The 21438-nt window shown below is 35.5% G+C and carries 20 protein-coding genes; 17 read left to right on the top strand and 3 right to left on the bottom strand.

The genetic code is table 11. The features are described 5' to 3' along the window. Nucleotides 1-121: 121 nt before the first annotated feature. Nucleotides 122-751 (top strand): YdhK family protein, encoded by a 630-nt coding sequence (locus CD30_RS00725; protein WP_036170998.1) that lies wholly within the window; start codon nucleotides 122-124, stop codon nucleotides 749-751. A gap of 346 nt (nucleotides 752-1097) precedes the next feature. After that, nucleotides 1098-2300, top strand: coding sequence for an aminotransferase-like domain-containing protein (locus CD30_RS00730; RefSeq protein WP_036171001.1), 1203 nt, complete (start codon nucleotides 1098-1100; stop codon nucleotides 2298-2300). Between the two features lie 66 nt (nucleotides 2301-2366). Here CD30_RS00730 and CD30_RS20710 read toward each other — a convergent pair whose 3' ends face one another. Beyond that, nucleotides 2367-2576: a hypothetical protein gene (locus tag CD30_RS20710; RefSeq protein ID WP_408056707.1), complete on the bottom strand. Its 210-nt coding sequence runs from the start codon at nucleotides 2574-2576 to the stop codon at nucleotides 2367-2369. Between the two features lie 405 nt (nucleotides 2577-2981). Here CD30_RS20710 and CD30_RS00740 point away from each other — a divergent pair, with 405 nt between their 5' ends. The 14 genes from CD30_RS00740 to CD30_RS19365 all read left to right on the top strand — a co-directional run bounded on the left by CD30_RS00740 (nucleotide 2982) and on the right by CD30_RS19365 (nucleotide 18057). Further along, nucleotides 2982-5171: a DNA topoisomerase III gene (locus tag CD30_RS00740; protein WP_036171005.1), complete on the top strand. Its 2190-nt coding sequence runs from the start codon at nucleotides 2982-2984 to the stop codon at nucleotides 5169-5171. Nucleotides 5172-5520: 349 nt separating this feature from the next. Next, nucleotides 5521-7146 (top strand): Na/Pi cotransporter family protein, encoded by a 1626-nt coding sequence (locus CD30_RS00745; protein WP_036171008.1) that lies wholly within the window; start codon nucleotides 5521-5523, stop codon nucleotides 7144-7146. Between the two features lie 138 nt (nucleotides 7147-7284). Continuing rightward, a complete protein-coding gene (locus tag CD30_RS00750; RefSeq protein WP_036171011.1) occupies nucleotides 7285-7824 on the top strand; it encodes a hypothetical protein in 540 nt (179 codons plus the stop codon). Nucleotides 7825-7935: 111 nt separating this feature from the next. After that, nucleotides 7936-8439: a Cys-tRNA(Pro) deacylase gene (gene ybaK / locus CD30_RS00755; RefSeq protein WP_036171437.1), complete on the top strand. Its 504-nt coding sequence runs from the start codon at nucleotides 7936-7938 to the stop codon at nucleotides 8437-8439. A 112-nt stretch (nucleotides 8440-8551) separates the two neighbouring features. Beyond that, complete coding sequence (locus tag CD30_RS00760; protein WP_036171013.1) at nucleotides 8552-9187, top strand: YczE/YyaS/YitT family protein; 636 nt, start codon at nucleotides 8552-8554, stop codon at nucleotides 9185-9187. A 136-nt stretch (nucleotides 9188-9323) separates the two neighbouring features. Continuing rightward, the gene (locus tag CD30_RS19360) at nucleotides 9324-10388 is read left to right on the top strand and encodes a TlpA disulfide reductase family protein (RefSeq protein ID WP_052125998.1); all 1065 of its coding nucleotides are present in this window, start codon (nucleotides 9324-9326) and stop codon (nucleotides 10386-10388) included. Between the two features lie 65 nt (nucleotides 10389-10453). Next, on the top strand, nucleotides 10454-11641 hold the full coding sequence (locus tag CD30_RS00770; protein WP_036171016.1) for a glycine C-acetyltransferase: 1188 nt from the start codon (nucleotides 10454-10456) through the stop codon (nucleotides 11639-11641). Between the two features lie 217 nt (nucleotides 11642-11858). Next, nucleotides 11859-12983 carry a nucleotide kinase gene (locus CD30_RS00775; RefSeq protein WP_235801978.1) on the top strand — a complete coding sequence of 375 codons (1125 nt, stop codon included), beginning with the start codon at nucleotides 11859-11861 and terminating at the stop codon, nucleotides 12981-12983. A gap of 295 nt (nucleotides 12984-13278) precedes the next feature. After that, nucleotides 13279-14289, top strand: coding sequence for a methionine ABC transporter ATP-binding protein (locus CD30_RS00780; protein ID WP_036171024.1), 1011 nt, complete (start codon nucleotides 13279-13281; stop codon nucleotides 14287-14289). After that, nucleotides 14282-14950 (top strand): methionine ABC transporter permease, encoded by a 669-nt coding sequence (locus tag CD30_RS00785; protein ID WP_036171027.1) that lies wholly within the window; start codon nucleotides 14282-14284, stop codon nucleotides 14948-14950. Before CD30_RS00780 ends, CD30_RS00785 begins: the two co-directional genes overlap by 8 nt. A gap of 17 nt (nucleotides 14951-14967) precedes the next feature. Then, on the top strand, nucleotides 14968-15822 hold the full coding sequence (locus CD30_RS00790) for a MetQ/NlpA family ABC transporter substrate-binding protein (protein ID WP_036171030.1): 855 nt from the start codon (nucleotides 14968-14970) through the stop codon (nucleotides 15820-15822). Nucleotides 15823-16038: 216 nt separating this feature from the next. Next, entirely contained in the window at nucleotides 16039-16416 is a 378-nt protein-coding gene (locus tag CD30_RS00795) for a GntR family transcriptional regulator (RefSeq protein ID WP_036171032.1), read from the top strand. Continuing rightward, entirely contained in the window at nucleotides 16413-17285 is an 873-nt protein-coding gene (locus CD30_RS00800; protein ID WP_036171035.1) for an ATP-binding cassette domain-containing protein, read from the top strand. The genes CD30_RS00795 and CD30_RS00800 overlap by 4 nt, the downstream gene beginning before the upstream one ends. Nucleotide 17286: 1 nt before the next feature. Next, nucleotides 17287-18057, top strand: a complete 771-nt coding sequence (locus CD30_RS19365) for a hypothetical protein (protein WP_052125999.1) — start codon at nucleotides 17287-17289, stop codon at nucleotides 18055-18057. Between the two features lie 145 nt (nucleotides 18058-18202). Here the strand turns inward: CD30_RS19365 and CD30_RS00810 are convergent, their stop codons facing one another. Next, entirely contained in the window at nucleotides 18203-19390 is a 1188-nt protein-coding gene (locus CD30_RS00810; RefSeq protein WP_036171038.1) for a pyridoxal phosphate-dependent aminotransferase, read from the bottom strand. Nucleotides 19391-19561: 171 nt separating this feature from the next. Here CD30_RS00810 and CD30_RS00815 point away from each other — a divergent pair, with 171 nt between their 5' ends. After that, nucleotides 19562-20353, top strand: coding sequence for a carbon-nitrogen family hydrolase (locus tag CD30_RS00815; RefSeq protein WP_036171042.1), 792 nt, complete (start codon nucleotides 19562-19564; stop codon nucleotides 20351-20353). 271 nt (nucleotides 20354-20624) lie between these two features. On the opposite strand, the gene CD30_RS19370 is transcribed toward CD30_RS00815, so the two are convergent. Then, nucleotides 20625-21113, bottom strand: a complete 489-nt coding sequence (locus tag CD30_RS19370) for a hypothetical protein (RefSeq protein WP_052126000.1) — start codon at nucleotides 21111-21113, stop codon at nucleotides 20625-20627. Between the last annotated feature and the right edge of the window lie 325 nt (nucleotides 21114-21438).

Below are 21438 nucleotides of genomic sequence, written 5' to 3' on the forward strand. Positions count from 1 at the left end.
AAATTAAAATTCAATTCCTTAATCATGCATAGAAAGGCATTGAATGTTAAATCCTTTTAATATATAAAAGCTTATTCATGTTCGGTTTGAATTTGTTTTGAATATTAGGAGGGTGTTAAAAATGAGTAACAAGCGATTATTAGGAGTAGTTTCACTTATTTTCCTATTGATTTTATCAGCTTGTGGAACGAATGATTCAGAAAGTACAAATGAATCTAACACAAATGGAACTAATAATGCAGTTGAATCTGGAACGGATGTAACAAATGAAGAGAATGAAAATACGGGTGAAGATGTAAGCAATACGCAAAATCAAAATGGTGAAGAAAATGTTCCTTTAGCTCGTGAAGTACCAAAAAACATGAAGGCCGCTGGAGATGCGAAATTCAATATTGGTGATGAAGTGACAATTAATGCAGAGCACGAGGCTGGGATGATGGGAGCACCAGGTACCATTTTAGGAGCATATGAAACCATTGTCTATTCTGTATCTTACCAACCAACAAATGACGATTATCCAGAAGAAAACCATAAGTGGGTTGTTCAAGAGGAAATCAAAGGTATCGATGAAGAAATGTTAGTTCCGGGTACTGAAGTTATCATCGAAGCAGATTATGAAGAAGGTATGTTTGGTGCTGAAGGTGAAATTGATACAGCTGAAAAAACAACGGTTTACATGGTATCATTTACACTTGATTCCGGAGTAATGAAGCAAAAATGGTTTAAAGAAAGTGAATTAGAAGCAAGATAAAACGTAAAATGTCCATTAATCTTTGATGGGCATTTTTTAATTTCCAAAATCGAATTGGATTATTTTCCTTAATTATCTAGTTTCATCATATAGTAGGAAATTTGGATTAGAGCTCGTTATCAAAGACAAAAGTTAGAATTTCCTCATCATTTCTTCGTTAGAATAAAAGATTTCGAGAATATTTTTTCTTTGTATTAAAGGGAAATCACAGCTTTACAATAAATTAAGAAAACTTGATAAAATAAAACTTTGAAATTTTTTAAATAGTCTGATAAAATCAGATAACACTGATTCGGATATATAAAATCCTTTCAGCAACTTTAAGGGCAAAAGAGGGAATTTATCAATGAAATACGCAGAGAAAATTTTAAACACACCATCTTCATTTACTCGTGATATTTTAAAAGTGGCGGGTCAAGAAGATGTCATTTCATTTGCTGGAGGTTTACCTAACCCAATTTCATTTCCAGTTGAAGATCTGCAAAATGCGATTAATCATGCAATTGAAGTTCATGGGCCGAAACTATTCCAATATTCAGCGACGGAAGGTTATTTGCCATTACGTCAATATGTCGCAGATAAATTAAACAAAGGTCAAGAAGGATTAGATATACAACCAGAAGATATTTTAATAACAACTGGATCCCAACAGGCTTTAGAAATGATTTCTCAAGTAATGATTGATAAAGGTGATGGGATTGTTATGGAAGAACCAGGTTATCTTGGGGCGATTCAAGCATTCCACTTAACTGAACCAACATTTCACCCTGTAACTCTAACAGACGAAGGATTAAATGTTGCTGAATTAGAAAATATGCTAAAAAACAATCAAAACATCAAATTTATTTATACAGTGCCTAATTTCCATAATCCAACTGGTATTACATACACAAAGGAAAATCGTGATGCCATTTATGATGTTGTAAAAAACTATGATGTCATTTTGATAGAGGATGACCCATATGGAGATCTGCGTTGGAACGGTGAGAAAATACCTTATATCGGGGCTGGCCGTCTTGAAAATTCGGTCGTTCTTGGATCATTCTCAAAAATCGTTACTCCGGGTATGCGTTTAGGATATATCGTAACGAAAAATAAGGAATTATTGAATCATGTTATAACGGCGAAACAAGCAGCGGATTTACACACTAATATTTTCTCTCAAATTGTGATTCATGAATATTTAGCGAAAAATGATCTAGAAGCACATGTATCTAAAATTATTGCTCTATATGAATCACAGGCGAATGCAATGCTAGAAGCAATGGCTAAGTATTTCCCTTCATCAGTGAAGTTTACAAAGCCTGATGGTGGCATGTTTATTTGGGTTACTTTAGAAGAGGGGGTATCATCACTGGATTTATTCTACAAAGCGATGGAAGAAAAAGTAGCATTCGTACCAGGTGACCCATTCTATACTAGTAAAACAAATGTAAATACATTCCGCTTGAATTATACAAACTCTTCACCAGAAGTAATCGAAGAAGGAATTAAACGTCTCGGAAAGCTTCTGCACGAAGTATCAACAACTGAAAAAGCACTTGTATAAATAATGAAAGCTGACTTAACTTTTACAAAAGTAAGTCAGCTTTTTTGTATGGTGGTAAGAAGCTAACTATTTCTTGATTCTTAAGGATTTAGAATGTATTAAATCTTTTACTAAAATTGTTGCACCTGCTACAAGGACTCCTTGAAAGAAAGAATTAATATGAAATCCATAATATAAAAAACATGAAATAACGCTGATCACTGTAATAATCCAGACGTGTGTCCATGTTTCAATGCGCGGCGTCTGTCGTAGGAATAATAATATGATATAGAGCACCGGTATGAGTACATATGACTCAGGATTAATAAGTGTCTCCAATATAATTCCTTCCAATATTATTACCTCCCTTAATTGTATTCTAAAATTAATCTATTCGAACACTTGGAAAGTAGTTAATCTATATGCCTCAAAGAATACTAAATTATTCCTCATAAATTACCCAAATAGGGTTGTTTAATATATTTCATAAAGCACAAAAGTTGAAGGGGATTGAATTGGAAGAAATAAAATATATTGGGTTTTATTTACAAATTTAGTGATTGTTAATATAGGGCTACAAACTTTCTATTAAGTTTCTATAAATCATTGCCTATCTAAAATGCCATTTTTATTTCTCGTAAAATGTTAAATCAAGCTCTCTATGCTATAGTAAACACAAGGATTTACGAAAGGGTGTTATACATGGCTAAAAGTGTCGTATTAGCAGAAAAACCTTCAGTTGCGCGAGATATTGCAAATGTACTGAAGTGTCATAAAAAGGGAAATGGCTTTTTAGAGGGAGATAAATATATCGTGACATGGGCTTTAGGTCATCTTGTGACATTGGCTGACCCAGAGAGCTATGATGTGAAATATAAAACATGGAATCTAGAAGATTTACCGATGCTGCCTGAACGTTTAAAACTGACAACGATTAAACAAACAGGGAAGCAGTTTAATGCTGTGAAATCACAGCTGACACGTAGTGACGTTAATGAAATTATCATTGCAACGGATGCAGGGCGTGAAGGGGAGCTTGTTGCCCGTTGGATTATTGATCGAGTAAAGGTAAATAAACCAGTGAAACGTCTTTGGATTTCGTCAGTTACAGATAAAGCGATTAAAGAAGGTTTTCAAAATTTAAAACCAGGAAAAGCTTATGAAAACTTATACTATGCAGCTGTTGCCCGTTCGGAAGCGGATTGGTATATAGGACTTAATGCAACACGAGCACTAACGACAAAATACAATGCCCAATTAAATTGTGGCCGGGTTCAAACACCGACACTTGCAATGATTGCTGCTCGTGAGGATGAAATTAAAAATTTCATGCCTCAGAGCTATTATGGCATCGAAGCTCAAACCGATTTATTAAAACTAACTTGGCAGGATGCAAATGGTAATTCGCGTAGCTTCAACAAAGAAAAGATAGATGCCATTGTGAAGGCATTAGGCAATCAAGATGCCAAAGTAGTTGACATTGACCGCAAAGCAAAGAAATCCTTTGCACCTGGATTGTATGATTTAACAGAGCTACAACGTGATGCGAATAAATTGTTTGGCTATTCCGCGAAGGAAACATTGAATATTATGCAAAAACTGTACGAATCATATAAAGTATTAACTTACCCTCGTACAGATTCCCGCTTTATATCATCAGATATTGTCAGCACATTACCTGAGCGACTTAAAGCATGTGGAATAGGAGAATATCGCTCATTAGCAAATAAAGTTCTCAGCAAGCCAATAAAAACGTCGAAAGCTTTTGTAGATGACAGTAAGGTAAGTGATCATCATGCCATCATTCCAACAGAAGAATATGTAAATATTTCATCCTTCAGTGATAAAGAACGAAAAATTTATGATTTAGTCGTTAAACGTTTCTTAGCGGTGTTATTCCCAGCACATGAATATGAACAATTAACTGTTCAAGCAATGATCGGAAATGAAAAATTTATTGCAAAAGGGAAAACCGTTATTTCAGCTGGATGGAAAGAAGTATATTCGAATCATTTTGATGATGAGGAACAAGCAGATGATGTGAAAGAACAATTGCTCCCACGTTTAGAAAAAGGGCAAGTATTAAAAACAACATTAATCGCTCAAACATCAGGTCAAACAAAACCGCCTGCACGTTTTACGGAAGCGACGCTTTTATCTGCGATGGAAAATCCTACGAAGTATATGGAAACGAAGGATAAAAAGCTTGTGGATACACTGAAATCAACAGGTGGATTAGGTACAGTGGCGACACGGGCGGATATTATTGAAAAGCTATTCAATTCCTTTATGATTGAAAAACGTGGTGGAAAAGAGATCTTCATTACATCAAAAGGTCGCCAATTACTTGACCTTGCACCAGAAGAGCTACGTTCTCCAGCAACTACAGCTGAATGGGAGCAAAAGCTTGAGCTTATTGCAAAAGGTAAATTGAAAAAAGAAGCCTTTATTAATGAAATGAAGCAACATACAAAAGAGATCGTTTCAGAAATTAAATCAAGTGATAAGAAATATAAACACGACAATATTTCAACGAAGACTTGTCCAGATTGTGGGAAGCCGATGCTTGAAGTAAATGGTAAGAAAGGCAAAATGCTTGTATGTCAGGATCGTGAATGTGGTCATCGTAAGAACGTATCAAGAGTGACAAACGCAAGATGCCCTCAATGTAAGAAAAAGCTCGAGCTACGTGGTGAAGGCGAAGGACAAATCTTTGTATGTATTTGTGGATATCGTGAAAAATTATCCGCTTTTGAAGCTCGTCATAAAAAAGAAGGCAGCGGTAAAGTAGACAAGCGCGCTGTCCAAAAATATATGAAACAACAGAAAACTGAGGATGAACCGATTAATAATGCTCTTGCTGAAGCATTAAAGGGATTAAAGTTAGACTAAAGATCCTTGAAGCTCCACATAAATTAATGGCCCTTTCCTTTTGGAGAGGGTTTTTTATGGATACTAAAAACATACATAAAAAATTTATTGATATTGCTAATAATTAAGAGAATTTAAAAACAAATCGGGAATACTTAGAAAGAAGAAAAAGTCAAAGTTAAATATAGGCAAAAGTATTAATTATAAAGGGTTTTTATTATTTCCATATAAAAACAATGAATATTTTATTAACCTATTGTAAAGACATTGTAAATTTTATATTTCAAATTTGTAAATTCATTTACATAGATACGCAAATTATGAATAATAGTGAAGTGTTGAAGACTTTGAAAGGTGGAAACAAAAATTTATGGACTGGCAGACAATGTTGTTCCAATTCCTTGGAGGATTAGGGCTATTTTTATTCGCAATAAAGTTTATGGGAGACGGTCTACAAAAAGCAGCGGGAGATCGACTTCGTGAGATTTTAGATAGATTCACAACAAATCCACTAATGGGTGTTTTAGTAGGTATTTTAGTAACGGTACTCATTCAATCGAGTTCAGGTACGACAGTTATTACAGTGGGACTTGTTAGTGCTGGCTTTATGAAGCTTCGCCAAGCAATTGGTGTTATTATGGGTGCGAATATCGGGACGACGATTACAGCATTCATCATCGGTTTTGATGTTGGTACATATGCATATCCGATTATGGCACTTGGTGCAGTATTGTTATTCTTCTTTAAGAAGAGCTCTATCCAAAATATTGGACAAGTATTATTTGGTTTTGCTGGGTTGTTCATTGGACTTGAAATGATGGGCGACGGGATGAAACCGTTACGTGACTGGGAAACATTTATCGACATCACGGTAAGCTTTAGTGATTATCCAATATTAGGTGTAGTTGCTGGTACGCTTTTCACAGTAGTTGTACAATCATCTTCTGCAACAGTCGGAATTTTACAAGGCCTATATGATGAAGGGTTAATTCCTTTATCTGGTGCTTTACCAGTGTTATTTGGTGATAATATCGGTACAACAATTACTGCTGTTTTAGCTGCATTAGGGGCTTCTATAGTAGCTCGCCGTGCAGCGGCAGCCCATGTACTGTTTAACATTATAGGAACAGTTATATTTATGTTGATATTACCTTTATTTACTCATTATGTAGAGTGGATTTCAGGTGTATTAAATTTAGATCAAAAAATGCAAATTGCCTTTGCTCACGGTACATTTAACGTTGTTAATACAATTATCCAATTACCATTTGTAGGAGCGATTGCCTATATAGTAACGAAAATTGTTCCTGGTGAAGATACAACGATCGAATACGGTGCAAAGCATTTAGATAGAACATTAATTGAGCAATCCCCATCGATAGCACTGGGACAAGCTAAACAAGAGGTTGTCCGCATGGGTGAATTTGCGGTAAGAGGGCTTCAAGAGTCAATGGATTATTTATTCACAATGGATTCAAAGCATGTGGGTATAACGGAGCAATTAGAAGAAGCCATTAATAATTTGGACCGAGTAACAACAGAATACTTGGTTGTATTATCAAAGGAATCACTTTCAGGAGCAGACTCTAAGCTACATCATTCGTTGTTTGATAATATTCGTGATATTGAACGAATTGGTGATCATGTTGAAAACCTAGTGGAGTTAACCCAATACAAAGAAACACATCGTGTGAAATTTAGTGATGAAGCTGAATTAGAGCTGAAAGAAATGTTTAATTTAGTACTTGATACAGTAAGTTTAGCTATTATGGCACTGGAAAAACAAAGTAAGGATTTTGCAAATGGTGTCATTCAAAACGAAGATCGAATAGATGAACTTGAGCGTGTATTACGTAAACGTCATATTTTACGACTAAATAATGGTGAATGTTCAGGTTCAGCAGGAATCGTATTTGCTGACATTATCAGTAATCTAGAACGAATCGGGGATCATGCAGTGAATATTGCTGACTCTATTTTAGAAGAAAATAATTAAAAGTTGTAGGCTGTGTAAAATATTACACAGCCTATTTGTATTAGAAAGAAATTTTATGACATACTGTTATATATAGTAAATAACTGAAAATATAACCGATAATAATATAAATAGTAATGGTAAAAGCGTGGTGAGCTTATGGATATTCTAAGTCTACATGAATCTAATTTCAAAATTAAAAAAAAGAGAAAAGGTAATATACGTCGAGAGTTGGCAAAAGAGGCCTATAAAAAAATCTCGACTTATATAGATGTAAATAATAATCCGGTAATCAAAGCAATAGAGAATTTATTACATTCAGAAGACAAGGATTCCATGTCAGCAGCTGATATTGAAGCCGCTATGCAAACATTACAAACGGAGAATGAAGTTGCAAGTGCTAGGAGTTTTGAGCCAAACGAATACGACCCTTTTTCAAATGATAGGTTTAATATTTCTTCAAATTCGGATCAAGAAAGCATAGAGCCTTTTGAATTTAAAGAGCTAAACGTTGAAATACCTGAACCATTTATGCGAAGTTTTAATCGACATGTAATGAATGAAACTGTTTTTGGAAAAAATCTTGGTAATAAAAGTTATAAACGTGTTTATGAGAGGGCGATTTCTACATACACGTTTCAAATGAAAATGGTGCAAGAAGGCTATCACATGCAATCGAAATATTCGATTTTTGTATAAATCAATCTGACTCTTAGCATGAGCTAGGAGTTTTCTTTTTACAAAAATTTCTTTCGTAAAATGGAAAATCTGCTATTATAAATATACCAATGAAATGTACTAATTTTGTTTATGAATAAGGTTGTGGAAAATTTGGGGAAACAAAAAATTTCAAAAACGAACGCAGTTAGAATATTGGATCAACACAAGGTAAGTTATGACTTACTGGAATATGAAGTGGATGATCAAATTGACGGTGTGTCCGTGGCAGAAAAAATTGGGCACCCTGTTTCTCATGTATATAAAACGTTATTAACAACTGCTGGAACGGGTAAATATTTTGTTTTTGTTATACCTGTTGCAGAAGAGCTCGATTTAAAAAAATGTGCTCGAGTTGCGGGAGAGAAGAAAATTGAAATGCTTCATTTGAAGGATTTATTAGCAACAACTGGCTATATTCGTGGAGGTTGTTCACCAATTGGAATGAAAAAGTTGTTTCCAACATTTCTTCATGAAAGTGCAGAGACTCTTGAATACATAATTGTAAGTGCAGGTAAAAGAGGCATGCAAATTGTAATGGCGCCAATGGATTTAATAAAGGTTACAAATGCGAAATTTGGGGATCTAATCAAATAAATGTTTATGTAAGATTTCAACAATACTTTCAACTGGACAATTTCCATTAGAATTCTTGAAACAATACACTATTCAATGTAGCTACATATTAGAAAGAAGGCACTAATAGACAATGCGAAAAGTTTATTCTTGGCGATGGGGATTTTTTGTAATAGGATTACTCGTCATGACATTAGGTTTTACAATGGTTATTAAAGGACAGGATGTAGGGACAGGCGCGTGGGATGTTCTCCATATTGCATTGTTTGATCATTTTGGTCTATCAATCGGGTCATGGAATATTATAACGGGTCTAATTGTAATTGCCTTTACATGTATTATGACTAGAAAAATACCTAAAGTTGGAACTTGGATAAATATGGTGATATGCGGATTTTTCGTTGATTTTTATTATTGGATTTTACCAGATGCCACGTCTATGGCAGCTCAGGTTTTTTACTTCCTATCAGGACTAATCATTTTAGGATTTGGCTGTGGCATGTACATTGCGCCAAACTTAGGTACTGGGCCACGAGATACATTAATGATGTGGATTGTTGAAAAACTTGGAGGATCTATTAAAGTTGCTCGTATGAGTATGGAATTAGGAGTAGCACTTCTCGGTTGGTTCCTCGGTGGACCTTTAGGTGTGGGAACAGTTGTTATTGCAATTTGTTCAGGATATGTTGTTCAATTTTCATTACCATATTGCCGTAAAATGCTGTTAAAGTTCATAGGAAATATGGAAGGAATAAAACCCTTTTTCTAATAAGAGATATAAAATCAAACTCGTCAAAGTATAGGATGCTTTGGCGAGTTTTTTTATTTGGAGATTTCTCAAAGGACTTCTAAATATTGTCTAGGATATAATGTGACAAAACAGTTTGAAATGATGGGGTGCATTGATGATGTTTTTCCAGATAGGAGCAATCACATTAAATATACAATGGGGAGCATTTATTTTAGCCACGCTTCTTCTTATGCTAATGGAGAAATTTATTTATAAAAAGCCCTCTCTCTTTCAAGACACGTTATTTTATTATGTTTTAGTTTGGAAGTTTAGTTACATAGCCTTGAATTGGACGATGTTTATTCAAAATCCAATGTCTGCCCTTTATTTTAATGGAGGTGTGTTAGGACATATTTTGGGGATAGTAATAGCCGGATTGCTGCTGCTATTAAAAACTAAAAAGAATGTTAGAAATCAAGATTGGCAGTATCTATTTGTTTCCTTTTTTGTATTTTATATGCTCTTTCATGGGAGTATCTATTTCCTTTCAGGAGATTGGGTAGTCGGAATTGCTCTTTTCATAGTTCTACTTATGGTCACATACCGTTCTAATAAAAATCAAATAGAATTGTTAATCTTATTCAATTGTATATTTTTAGCCTATGAGAAAAAGATTTTTGAAATTGAGGGTTGGACTTTTCTTATAATTACGTTGATTGCGCTTATTTTTATGATCATGAAGGAAAAACAGCTTCTAAAAAATGTAATCTCTTGGTGCATTATTGTCATATTAGCATCAACTGCTGCATTAAATTTTGAGAAGACAAAAACGGTTATGACGATGGGAAAGGCTGCTGACTTAGAATTGCAGACATTATCTGGCGACACGGTTCAGCTTTCAGCATATCAAGGAAAGAAAGTCATTTTGAATTTTTGGGCAACATGGTGTCCGCCATGCAAAGCAGAAATGCCTCATATGCAAAAATTTTATGAAGAGCATGGAGATGAAGTTGAAGTAATCGCCGTCAATTTAACAAGTCGTGACAATGGCAAAGAAGCATTAGCATCGTTTATCGAAGAATACGGATTAACCATCCCGATTCCACTCGATGAAGAAGGGGAATATGGCAAAATATATGAGGTCATATCTATACCAACTACGTATGTTATTGATGAAAATGGAGACATCCTTCAAAAAATTGTCGGTCCATTAGATCAGTCTACACTAGAAAGTCTCTAATTATTTACTGGGAAATTTTTGTAATAATAAGGTGTTCGATTGACTTTATAAATAGGAGGTATAGGATGGCAAAGGTTTTAGAATCCTTTTTAGATGAAAATTTAAATTCCTTACGGGTGCAAGGTCTTTACAATGAAATTGACGTCGTAGAAGGTGCTAATGGGCCAACTATTCAAATCAATGGTAAGGATTTGATTAACCTTTCTTCTAATAACTATTTAGGCTTAGCGACTAACAATCTATTAAAACAAGCTGCAAAGAATGCCATTGATAAATATGGTGTTGGTGCTGGAGCAGTTCGTACAATTAATGGGACTCTTGATCTTCATATTGCGCTCGAAGAAAAACTTGCAGAATTTAAAGGAACTGAAGCGGCAATATCCTATCAATCTGGTTTTAACTGCAACATGGCAGCAATATCGGCTGTAATGGACAAAGATGATGCCATTCTCTCAGATCAATTAAATCACGCTTCTATTATTGATGGCTGTCGTTTATCAAAAGCGAAAATTATTGCCTATAACCATTCTGATATGGATGATCTTCGGGAAAAAGCAAAGGCTGCAAAAGAATCTGGGTTGTATAAGAAAATGATGGTTATTACCGATGGCGTATTTTCTATGGATGGGGATATTGCAAAACTCCCTGAAATCGTTCAAATAGCGAAACAATTTGATCTGATTACCTATGTAGATAATGCCCATGGTTCAGGTGTAACAGGGACGGGGAAAGGGACCGTCAAACAATTTGGTCTTGAAAAAGAAATTGATTTCCAAATTGGAACATTATCAAAAGCTGTTGGGGTAGTAGGGGGATATGTTGCAGGTAAAAAGAAATTAATTGATTGGCTAAAAGTGCGTTCACGTCCGTTTTTATTTTCGACAGCAGTAACACCAGGGGATGTAGCAGCTATTACAAAAGCGATTGAAATAATGGAAAGATCCTCTGAATTAGTAGATCAACTATGGGAAAATGGGCGATATTTAAAGGAAGGTCTTAAAAAGCTAGGATTCAACATTGGTGCATCTGAAACACCAATTACTCCGTGCATTATTGGAGACGAAAAATTGACACAGCTTTTCTCTAATCGGTTAATTCAAGAAGGTGTTTATGCAAAGGGAATAGTATTCCCAACCGTACCTAAAGGAACAGGCCGTATTCGAAATATGCCAACAGCAGCCCATACAAGAGAAATGCTTGATAAAGCAGTGGGCATTTATAAAAAAGTAGGGGAAGAGTTAGGGGTAATATAATAAGGATTAAGTGATTTACTAGATTTTAATTTTAGTATTTGGTAAACCATTATCATTTTTAAATAATCATTTAATTGTTGCTCACGTTGAAAGTCATTATGGTCAATTGGTGCGTCACATAGAGAAAGTGGAATAATGTAAATCACTACGGTAGGTATTTTTCTAAATTTATATTCTGAAGTGCTTGTCACAGCTAATGTGGCAGGCACTTTTTTTAATGAATTCACATAAAAATAAGTTAACAAACCTATGGAAGGATGACTTCTTGAACGGCACAATTACGCATTTTTACGGTCGCGCACTAACAGGCCAAGGAATGAAAAATGTTTATAAGGAATTAATGAATGAGGCAAATAAGGTTTATTTATTGAAAGGGGGACATGGATTTAAAATTTCGAAGTTATTAACGGAAATCGGTAGTCAATATCATAATAAAAATGCAAATATAGAATATTTCCATGATCCACTATTCGAAAATACGGTTGAAGCCATATATGTGAAAGAGCCTTATAATTTGTTGTTCCTTTATGCTGTAGATTCTTCATTAGAAAATGTTTCAGTCAATTGTGACATGAAAGAGATTTCATTAGATGACTGCTTAGACAGTGAAAAGATGACACGGAACCGTCAGCAATTTGAAAAATTTGCTGAGGAAAAGCAAAAATGGCATGATAAATGCTTCAAAGCACTTGCTAACGCTCTTACCATTCATGATGATTGGGAAGTTGAAACAAGAAGACATATGGATTGGAACGGATTAAACAAGAAAATTGAACAGTTCTTTAAAGATATATTTCAAAACAAACCGTTAAATAGAGAAGGTAGTGAAACGCACAGAATTCTTGGAACTTTAACCCCTGCAGGTGCAAGAGACACAGTTCCAAGCATTACTCAGTCAATAGAAAAACGCTACTTCATTAAGGGATATCCTGGTACAGGGAAATCCTCCATGATGAAAAATCTTGCGAAGGAAGCATTAAAAAGTGGCTATGACGTCCAAAAAGTATGGTGTGGCTTAGATGCGAATTCCATTGATATGGTTATTATTCCAGAGCTGAATTTCTGTATTTTTGATAGTACGGAACCACACGTATATTTCCCAGATACGAATCGAAACGGTGACCAAATTTTTGATATTGCACAATTTTGTCATCCTACAGAGGTGGAAGAGGAAAATATAAAGAGCATTGTTTCAAAATATCGAGCTACAATGCACGACGCGGTGGCATATGCAAATTTATATGCTGAAGCAGAAAGAGGTATCCGAGAAATGATTGATGATGCCATTGATACAGAAAAGTTTAAAACGAAAACGAATTTTTTGATTGAGGGTAAATTGTAATCGGGAAATGAAACGAAAATCATATTAAAATAGTAAACTTTTCTATTAAATTATTTAGTAAAATGTGTATGTTGATCCATAAACATGAAATTTATTGCGGGAATGTTAACGAATGGGGCTCTTTTTAGAAGAAGTCCCATCTTTATTTTATAAATAATAAAAATAATTCTGTATTTTTAATAAAAAATTATATAACATGTTATTGACAATTCATAATTAACCATGTATTCTGATAAATCATACATACTTAGTTGGTATTATCTGAGGGATATGGATAAACAGTAAGGAGACCTGTATGCTTGAATTTCAAAATATTACGAAAATCTATAAATCTAAAGGTAAAGAAGTAGTCGGTGTAGATAATGTTTCCTTAAAGGTAAACAAGGGGGATATTTTCGGAATTGTAGGTTATTCCGGTGCAGGAAAAAGTTCATTGCTTCGCTGTGTAAATCTATTGGAGCGTCCAACAAGTGGAAAAGTACTTGTGAACGGCGTAGATTTAACGGAACTATCGAGCAAAGATTTGAGAACTGCACGTTTGAAAATCGGTATGATTTTTCAACATTTCTATTTAGTAAGTCAAAAGACAGTTGGTGAGAACATCGCATTCGCATTACGTGCTGCCAAACTACCAAAAAACAGAATTGATGCTCGCGTTGATGAGCTATTGGATATGGTAGGCTTAACGGACAAGCGTGATGTGTATCCAGGTCAGCTAAGTGGGGGACAAAAGCAACGTGTTGGGATTGCAAGAGCCCTTGCTAATAATCCATCCATACTGCTTTGTGATGAAGCAACCTCTGCACTTGATCCTAAAACGACTCTATCAATCTTGCGCCTTTTAAAGGATATTAATAAAAAGCTAGGCATTACGATTGTTTTAATCACACATGAAATGGATGTTGTGAAAGAGATATGTAATCGTATGGCGATTATGCAGGATGGTCGGGTCATCGAAGAAGGAGAAGTGTATGATATTTTTGCTAGTCCACATGAGCCTTTAACGCAAGAATTCATCAGTAGCGTTGTTTCATTTGAAATTCCTCCAGCTATTTTAAAAGATGTCCAAGGAGAAATTATTAAAATACTATTCAAAGGTAGTGTCGCAGGAGAAGGCGTAATTGCCGATACAATGCAGCGCTTCGATGTGAAGGGGAACTTCCTTCACGGTACCATTGAATATATTCAAGATCGCCCATTAGGAATTTTCTTAATGGAGTTACAAGGTGATTCGCAAGCTGTAAAGGATGCGAAGGGCTATATGGAAGAACGTGGCGCAATCGTGGAGGTGATTTCTCATGTTTGATTTTCCACACTTTATAGAAATGCTACCGGATATTTGGAAAGCATTCCAAGAGACACTAGTCATGCTCGGGATTTCGCTTTCAGTTTCATTAGTAATTGGGTTACCAATAGGAATCTTACTTTTTGTAACTGACAAGGGATTGTTCTGGGAAAATTGGTTTATAAAAAATGTGTTTGGTTTTGTAGTGAACTTAGTTCGTTCGATTCCATTTATCATTTTACTTGTTGCTTTGTTCCCATTAACGGATTTTATCGTTGGTGGAACGATAGGACCTGTTGCAGCCAGTGTGTCATTGTCAGTGGCAGCCATTCCGTTTTTTGCTCGTTTAGTAGAAGGGGCTTTACGGGATATTGATAAAGGTGTTATTGAGGCGACCATTGCAGTTGGTGCAACACCTTGGATGATTATTAAGGATGTTCTCATTCCCGAAGCAAAATCTAGTATCATACGTGGGGTTACTCTAACGGTGATTAGTTTAGTCGCATACTCTGCAATGGCAGGCGTAGTCGGAGGCGGGGGTATTGGTGACTTAGCAATCCGATTTGGCTATTACCGTTATGACGATACAATTATGATTTCGACTGTCGCAATATTGATCATTATCGTTCAATTAATTCAATTTGCAGGCGAATTCATAGCAAAATCAGTTGACAAAAGATAGAAGAGGAGAAAAAGATAATGAAGAAATATTTATTAACGTTCCTTACTTTAGCACTAGCAGTAGTGTTAGCGGCTTGTGGAGGATCAAACGAAGAATCAACTTCAACAGATCAAGGAAGTACAGATACTCAAGAAGAGAGCAAAAGCATCGAATTAGGTGCAACTGCTGGTCCATATAGTGATATGCTAAGTAAAGCAATTATTCCGCAATTAGAGGAAAAAGGGTATACAGTAAAACTAACTGAATTCCAAGATTATATTCAACCAAACAAAGCATTAGACAATGGCGAAATTGACGCTAACTTGTTCCAACATACAATTTATCTAGAAACATTTGAACAACAAAATGATATGGATTTAGAGGCTTTAATCATCGTTCCAACTGCTCCAATGGGCTTCTTCTCAGAAAAATTCACTTCTGTTGAAGAAATTGCAGACGGTGCAACAGTAGCACTTCCAAATGACCCATCAAATGCAGCTCGTGCACTTGCGTCTTTACAAGAACAAGGTTTAATCGAAATTGATCCGAATGTAGATACTTTAACGGCATCTGAAAAAGATGTTGTGAAAAATGATAAAAACTTAGAATTCTTACCAGTGGAAGCTGCTTCTTTACCACGTCAAATTCAAAGTGTTGACATCGCAGCAGTTCCAGGTAACTTTGCTTTAGCAGCAGGTTTAGATTTAATGGACGCAATGTTCCTAGAAAATATGCCTGACCAATATCGTAATGTAGTTGCGGTTAAAGCAGATAACAAAGATTCTCAACTAGCAAAAGATTTAATAGAAATCGTTGAATCAGAAGAATTCGAAGCAGTAATCGATGCGGAATTCCAAGGCTTCGGTAAACCTGAATGGATGGTAAACCGTTAATTTTATAAGAATTTACTTGCTCAAGGTGTTTATAACGAACACCTTGAGTTTTTTTATTGACATTAAAGTGATACGCTGATATGGTTATACACATAAGTATATAACCATAAAACTTTGTGGAACGGGAACTGATGAATGATAGTGAGATGTTCGAGATGATATTGTTTAGTCGAAGTGTAAAAGAAATTTAAGTTAGAAGTGAAAGTGGTGAGAGTATTGAGCGGTTTTTTAGAAGAAGATAAGCCGATCTATGTCCAAATTCGTGAAAAAATTGAAGATCAAATTGTTGATGAACTTTTAAAGGAAGGGGAGCAAGCACCCTCTACAAATCAGCTTGTCAGCTTTTATAAAATTAATCATGCAACGGTATCGAAGGGGGTTAACCAACTAGTGGAGGAAGGTATTTTATTCAAAAAGAGAGGAATAGGAATGTTTGTTGCAGATGGTGCGAGAGAAAAGCTCATTCAAAAGAGAAAGGATGCTTTTTTAGATAATTATGTCGTGGGTCTCGTTCAAGAAGCGAAAAAATTAGGAATTAGCGATCAGGAACTATTCGATTTAATAAAAAAATGCAAAAGTAGTAAAGGGGAATGACCATGCAAATAGAAGTGAAAAATCTCTCTTTGAAATTTGGTAAGCACTTTGCTCTTAAGGATATCAGCTTTCAATTAAAGGAGAATAAAATTTATGGATTAATAGGCAGAAATGGTGCGGGGAAAACATCGTTGCTTTCCTTATTAGCATCCTTCCGTGAAGCGACTGATGGCACATTGAGAATTAACGGAGAAGTTCCATTTGAGAACGCAAAAATTATGCAACAGGTAAACTTTGTTTTTAATAAAGACTATAAGGATGAAACGGATAAGTTAAGTGATTTACTGGAAGATGTACGTCGCTATCGTCCAAATTTCGATTTAGAATATGCAAATTATTTGATACAAAAATTCAAATTGCCAAAGAATAAGCCATTAAAACAGCTATCAAAAGGAATGCAATCAGCAGTTAGTGTCACCCTCGGATTAGCAAGCCGTACACCCATTACGATATTTGATGAAGCATACAACGGTATGGATGCACCAACAAGAGAAATTTTTTATAAAGAATTGTTAGAAGATCAGTCGGAGCATCCACGTATAATGATTCTTTCAACGCATCTTGTATCTGAAATGGATTATTTATTTGATGAGGTTTTGATTATAGATAAAGGGCAGCTTATTCTCCATGAAGACTATGAGACACTCGTGACAAAGGGTGCATCTATTACTGGGGAAGCTGCGGCAGTAGATACATTTGCACACTCTAAAAAGATACTAAATACAAAACAATTAGGTAATACAAAGTCCGTTATGATTTATGGTGAACTGAGTGATGATGACCGTAAATTAGCTAAAACAAAGAGTCTAGAGATTGGTCCGATATCATTACAGGATCTATTTATTCATCTAACAGAAGGGGAGGATTAAGATGAATCGAATCTACTCAAAAGTGGCATTGGATATGTTTATCATGCAGGGAACATGGGCATTTGGCTTTATGACTATTCTATTTTTTATTCAATCCGGAAAAATCGTTTTATCGCTGTTTAATGATAAAAGTGTAAATACTTATTTTGACTCATTATTCTTTACATCGAATATCGTTATGCTAGTAGTTGGTATTATTTCAGCTGTTGGTGTGTTATCCCACTATGTTGGCAACGGTGTTACGAGAAAAGACTTTTTCAAAGGAACAATGATTGGAACAATAGGTCTTTCCATTGTCATGCCAATAGTAGGTACTATTGTTTCAAGTTTACTCAACTTCATCGTTAAACTTATAAATATGCAAGTAGAAATAAAGCCTTATGATGGACTGATTAATGAGCCTGATGGAAATATCATTTCTGATATTATTTTATCTGTCATTTTTACCCCATATGAAGACCCTATCGGAAATTGGTTATTGGCTATCTTTATTTTAGCAATAAATATGTTCACTTATTATGTTGCGGGTTGGTTAATTGGCGCGGCTTTTGGACGATTTGGGATATTCGGTATCCTTTCAATTATATTTGCGTTTATCCTAATATTTATTGAAGATATTTTAATATCGAAAGGTTTAGGTTTACCAGTTCCAAGTTTCATGCAAAATGTCGAAGTTCCATTTATCCTTTCAGTAATTGGAACGGTAGTATTGCTTGCAGTATTTTGTTGGATTATACGTCAATTAACGAAAAGAATAATTGTGAAATTGTAGCTAGGAGTAAAGCGTCAGGTACTATTCTAATTTTGAATAGTGCCTGTAAATATTTGGTGGTAAGCTTTTTGTGTGAGGAACAAGCTGTATGTCTTTAAGAGACAAAAAAGCAAGAATGCTTTATAACATCCTTGCTTTATTTTGCCTATTTAGATGTAACGAATTGGTTATCAAATAGTCCTAGCTTTTCAATGCGGCGAACGGCTTCTCTTAGACGATCTTCGCTTACTAGCAGGCCAACTCGAATATAACCTTCACCAAACTCACCAAAGCCGTTTCCTGCTGCAACTGCAACATCTACTTTATCTAATAATAAATCCGCAAATTGCTGACTTGTAAAGCCTTTTGGAACAGGAAGCCATGCGAAAAATGACCCTTTTGGAGCGGTTACATCCCAGCCAATCCGATGTGCTTCTTCAACTAATGCATTACGGCGGCTTTCATAAATTGCACGCTGTTCATCAACACATTGTTGGTCACTATTCAATGCTTCAATAGCGGCATACTGTAGAGCGGGGAAGATGCTCACAAATAAATGATCCTGAATTAAATTAATAGCTTCGATAAACTTAGCATGTCCCACTGCAAAGCCAACACGCCATCCTGCCATGTTGTATGTTTTCGATAATGTATATAACTCTACACCTACATCTTTTGCACCTTCAGCTTGTAGGAAGCTGACAGGCTTTTTACCATCGAAACCAAAAGCTCCGTAGGCAAAGTCATGTACAACACCAATGTCATTTTCTTTCGCGAATTGAACAGTCTCATTATAGAAAGCTAAATCTGCTGTTGCCCCTGTCGGATTGTTTGGATAATTTAAATACATCAGTTTTGCACGGGACTTTACTTCATCCGATAACTGACTGTAATCTGGTAAAAACCCATTCTCCGCAAGGATCGGCATCGTATCGAATCGTACATCACCAAGTACAACCCCTGATAAATAATCTGGATATCCCGGGTCGGGTAGAAGCATCGAATCACCAGGATTCAACATAGCCATTGGTAGCTCAACTAAACCAATTTTAGCCCCACCTAAAATCGCCACTTCAGTTGTTGGATCAATATCCACATCGTATTCTCGTTTATAAAAGTTTGCGATTGCTTCTTTAAATTCCTGTAAACCTGTAAACGGCGAATACCTGTGAGTCTGTGGGTTTGTAACAGCCGTTTGAAGTGCTTTTACAATATGGTCAGGTGTAGGGCAATCAGGATTTCCTTGTCCTAGATTAATCACATCTCGACCTTCTGCAACGGCAGCACTTACCTTTTGAACAAGTGACGCAAAAAATTGTGTTGGTAGCTTTTTAAGTTTTTCAGATAAGTCCATTATTGTCATCCTCATTTTCTAAAAGTGTATAATGCATATGAAAATAGTATGTTTTATTCTATAATAATAGCAGGAATTCTATACTTTGCATACTATTCAGAATATAATTACAATAAGTATGTAGCAAAAATCATATAACGTTTTAATCAAAATGTCTAGGGGGATGAAAAAATGAAAATCGGGTGTATTCAATTAAATGTTGGATTTGGAAAAGTGGAAGAAAATTTTGAACGTGCAGAGCAGTTCATTCGCGAAGCTGCAAGTAAAGGGGCAGAGCTGGTAGTACTGCCGGAAATGTGGAATACAGGCTACGCGCTTGAAAAGTTACCGGAGCTAGCAGATGAAAACGGGGAACGTACAAAAGCCTTTTTACAAAAGCTAGCAAGTGAATTAGCTATACATATCGTGGGCGGATCTGTTGCAACAAAGCATGACGATAAATTTTATAACACGATGTATATTGTAGATAAAGAGGGCGAGCTCGTAAGCGAGTACAGTAAAGTTCATTTGTTTAGATTAATGAATGAAGATAAATTTTTAGAATCCGGCGATCAAATGAATCGCTTTACATTAGGGGATATTGAAGCGGGCGGCGTTATTTGCTATGACATCCGTTTCCCTGAATGGCTTCGTGCTCATGCATTAGCTGGAGCGAAAGTATTGTTCGTTTCTGCACAATGGCCAACTGAACGTATCGACCATTGGAAAACATTATTGCAAGCGCGTGCCATCGAAAATCAATGCTACATCGTTGCAGTAAACCGTATCTCTCACAAGGTGCAAAACTTCAACGGTCAATCTATGGTCATTGAACCTTGGGGAGAAATTGTCTGGACAGGTACCGAAGACGAAGAACTTGCGATTGTAGATGTGGATTTCTCAAAAGTCGATGAAGTGCGCGGAAGAATTCCAGTTTATGACGATAGAAGACCGGGATTGTATGCAGGAGTTGTAGGGGAATAATTCAGTTTTGGAGTTGCAACCTACGACAGGATTTACAAAACATTAACATTTTTTAAATGGAATAAATTAAATATTTCTCATAGACTAAATCAAGACTCTCTGAAGCTGTGATGAACTGAACCTTATTTGTTAGAAAGAAATCTAAGAAATAGGGTTTAGTTTTGGGCTTGGAGGGTTTTTTATTTTTGTAAAAATGTTGCGCCTCGATTAATGAAATACATACACGGAATAATGAAATGAAGACTGACCACAAAGTGCCAGCCTTACGAATTTAAAAATATGGGATGGTTGAAATAACTAAAGCGAAGATGAAAAGATTGATTATCAGCACTACTCCAAAGGCAATGGCCATTATAATGAGTGTTGCTCGTGCATAATTCCTCTTAGTTTCCGATGTGTTTCCTGATCCAACTGCCCAAATAATTAAAAATACAATATTAGCAATCGGTATCATCAACAACAGTAAGTTTAATACCCAGTGCTTCACAGAAATAGGGTTATCAAAGGATGATACTTGAGGGTTTGCATAATACCCAGCTTGTTGATATTGGCTATATGAGGGCTGCTGATAATTTTGCTGATACTGCCCTGGTTGAGTAAACTGATTATTTTGTGGTGGTATTTGCTGGCTTTGATAATGCGCCGATGGATCACTTTGATTACCGTAAGTCGATGCCTGCTGATTCGTTTCCTGCCCTTTAGAAGCACACTCCGTACAGGGATTTACACTCGACTCTTTCCCACAATTTTCACAATACATTCGTATTGCCTACTTAAAAATTTAAAGTAATACCACTAACAACCTAAAAATTCTATCAGTTGTAACTATATTTATTTTATTTTTTATGATCGAGAGTATTCGGGGGATGGGTGGATTAATGTGATTTTCAGTGTGTTATTCCCACATGTTCAGATAAAAAACTTCTTTTTTTGAATATAATAATTAAATTTTTAAATCCCATGATGTTCAAATAAATGATAGTACTAGTATACATATTTAAAATTAATTGTAAAATACTTCATTTTTATCATTGACATTTATTAGGTTATTTTGTTATATTTTGGTTATAAGTTGATAAATTGAA

Source organism: Ureibacillus massiliensis 4400831 = CIP 108448 = CCUG 49529, assembly GCF_000772965.1.
Lineage (GTDB): Bacteria > Bacillota > Bacilli > Bacillales_A > Planococcaceae > Ureibacillus > Ureibacillus massiliensis.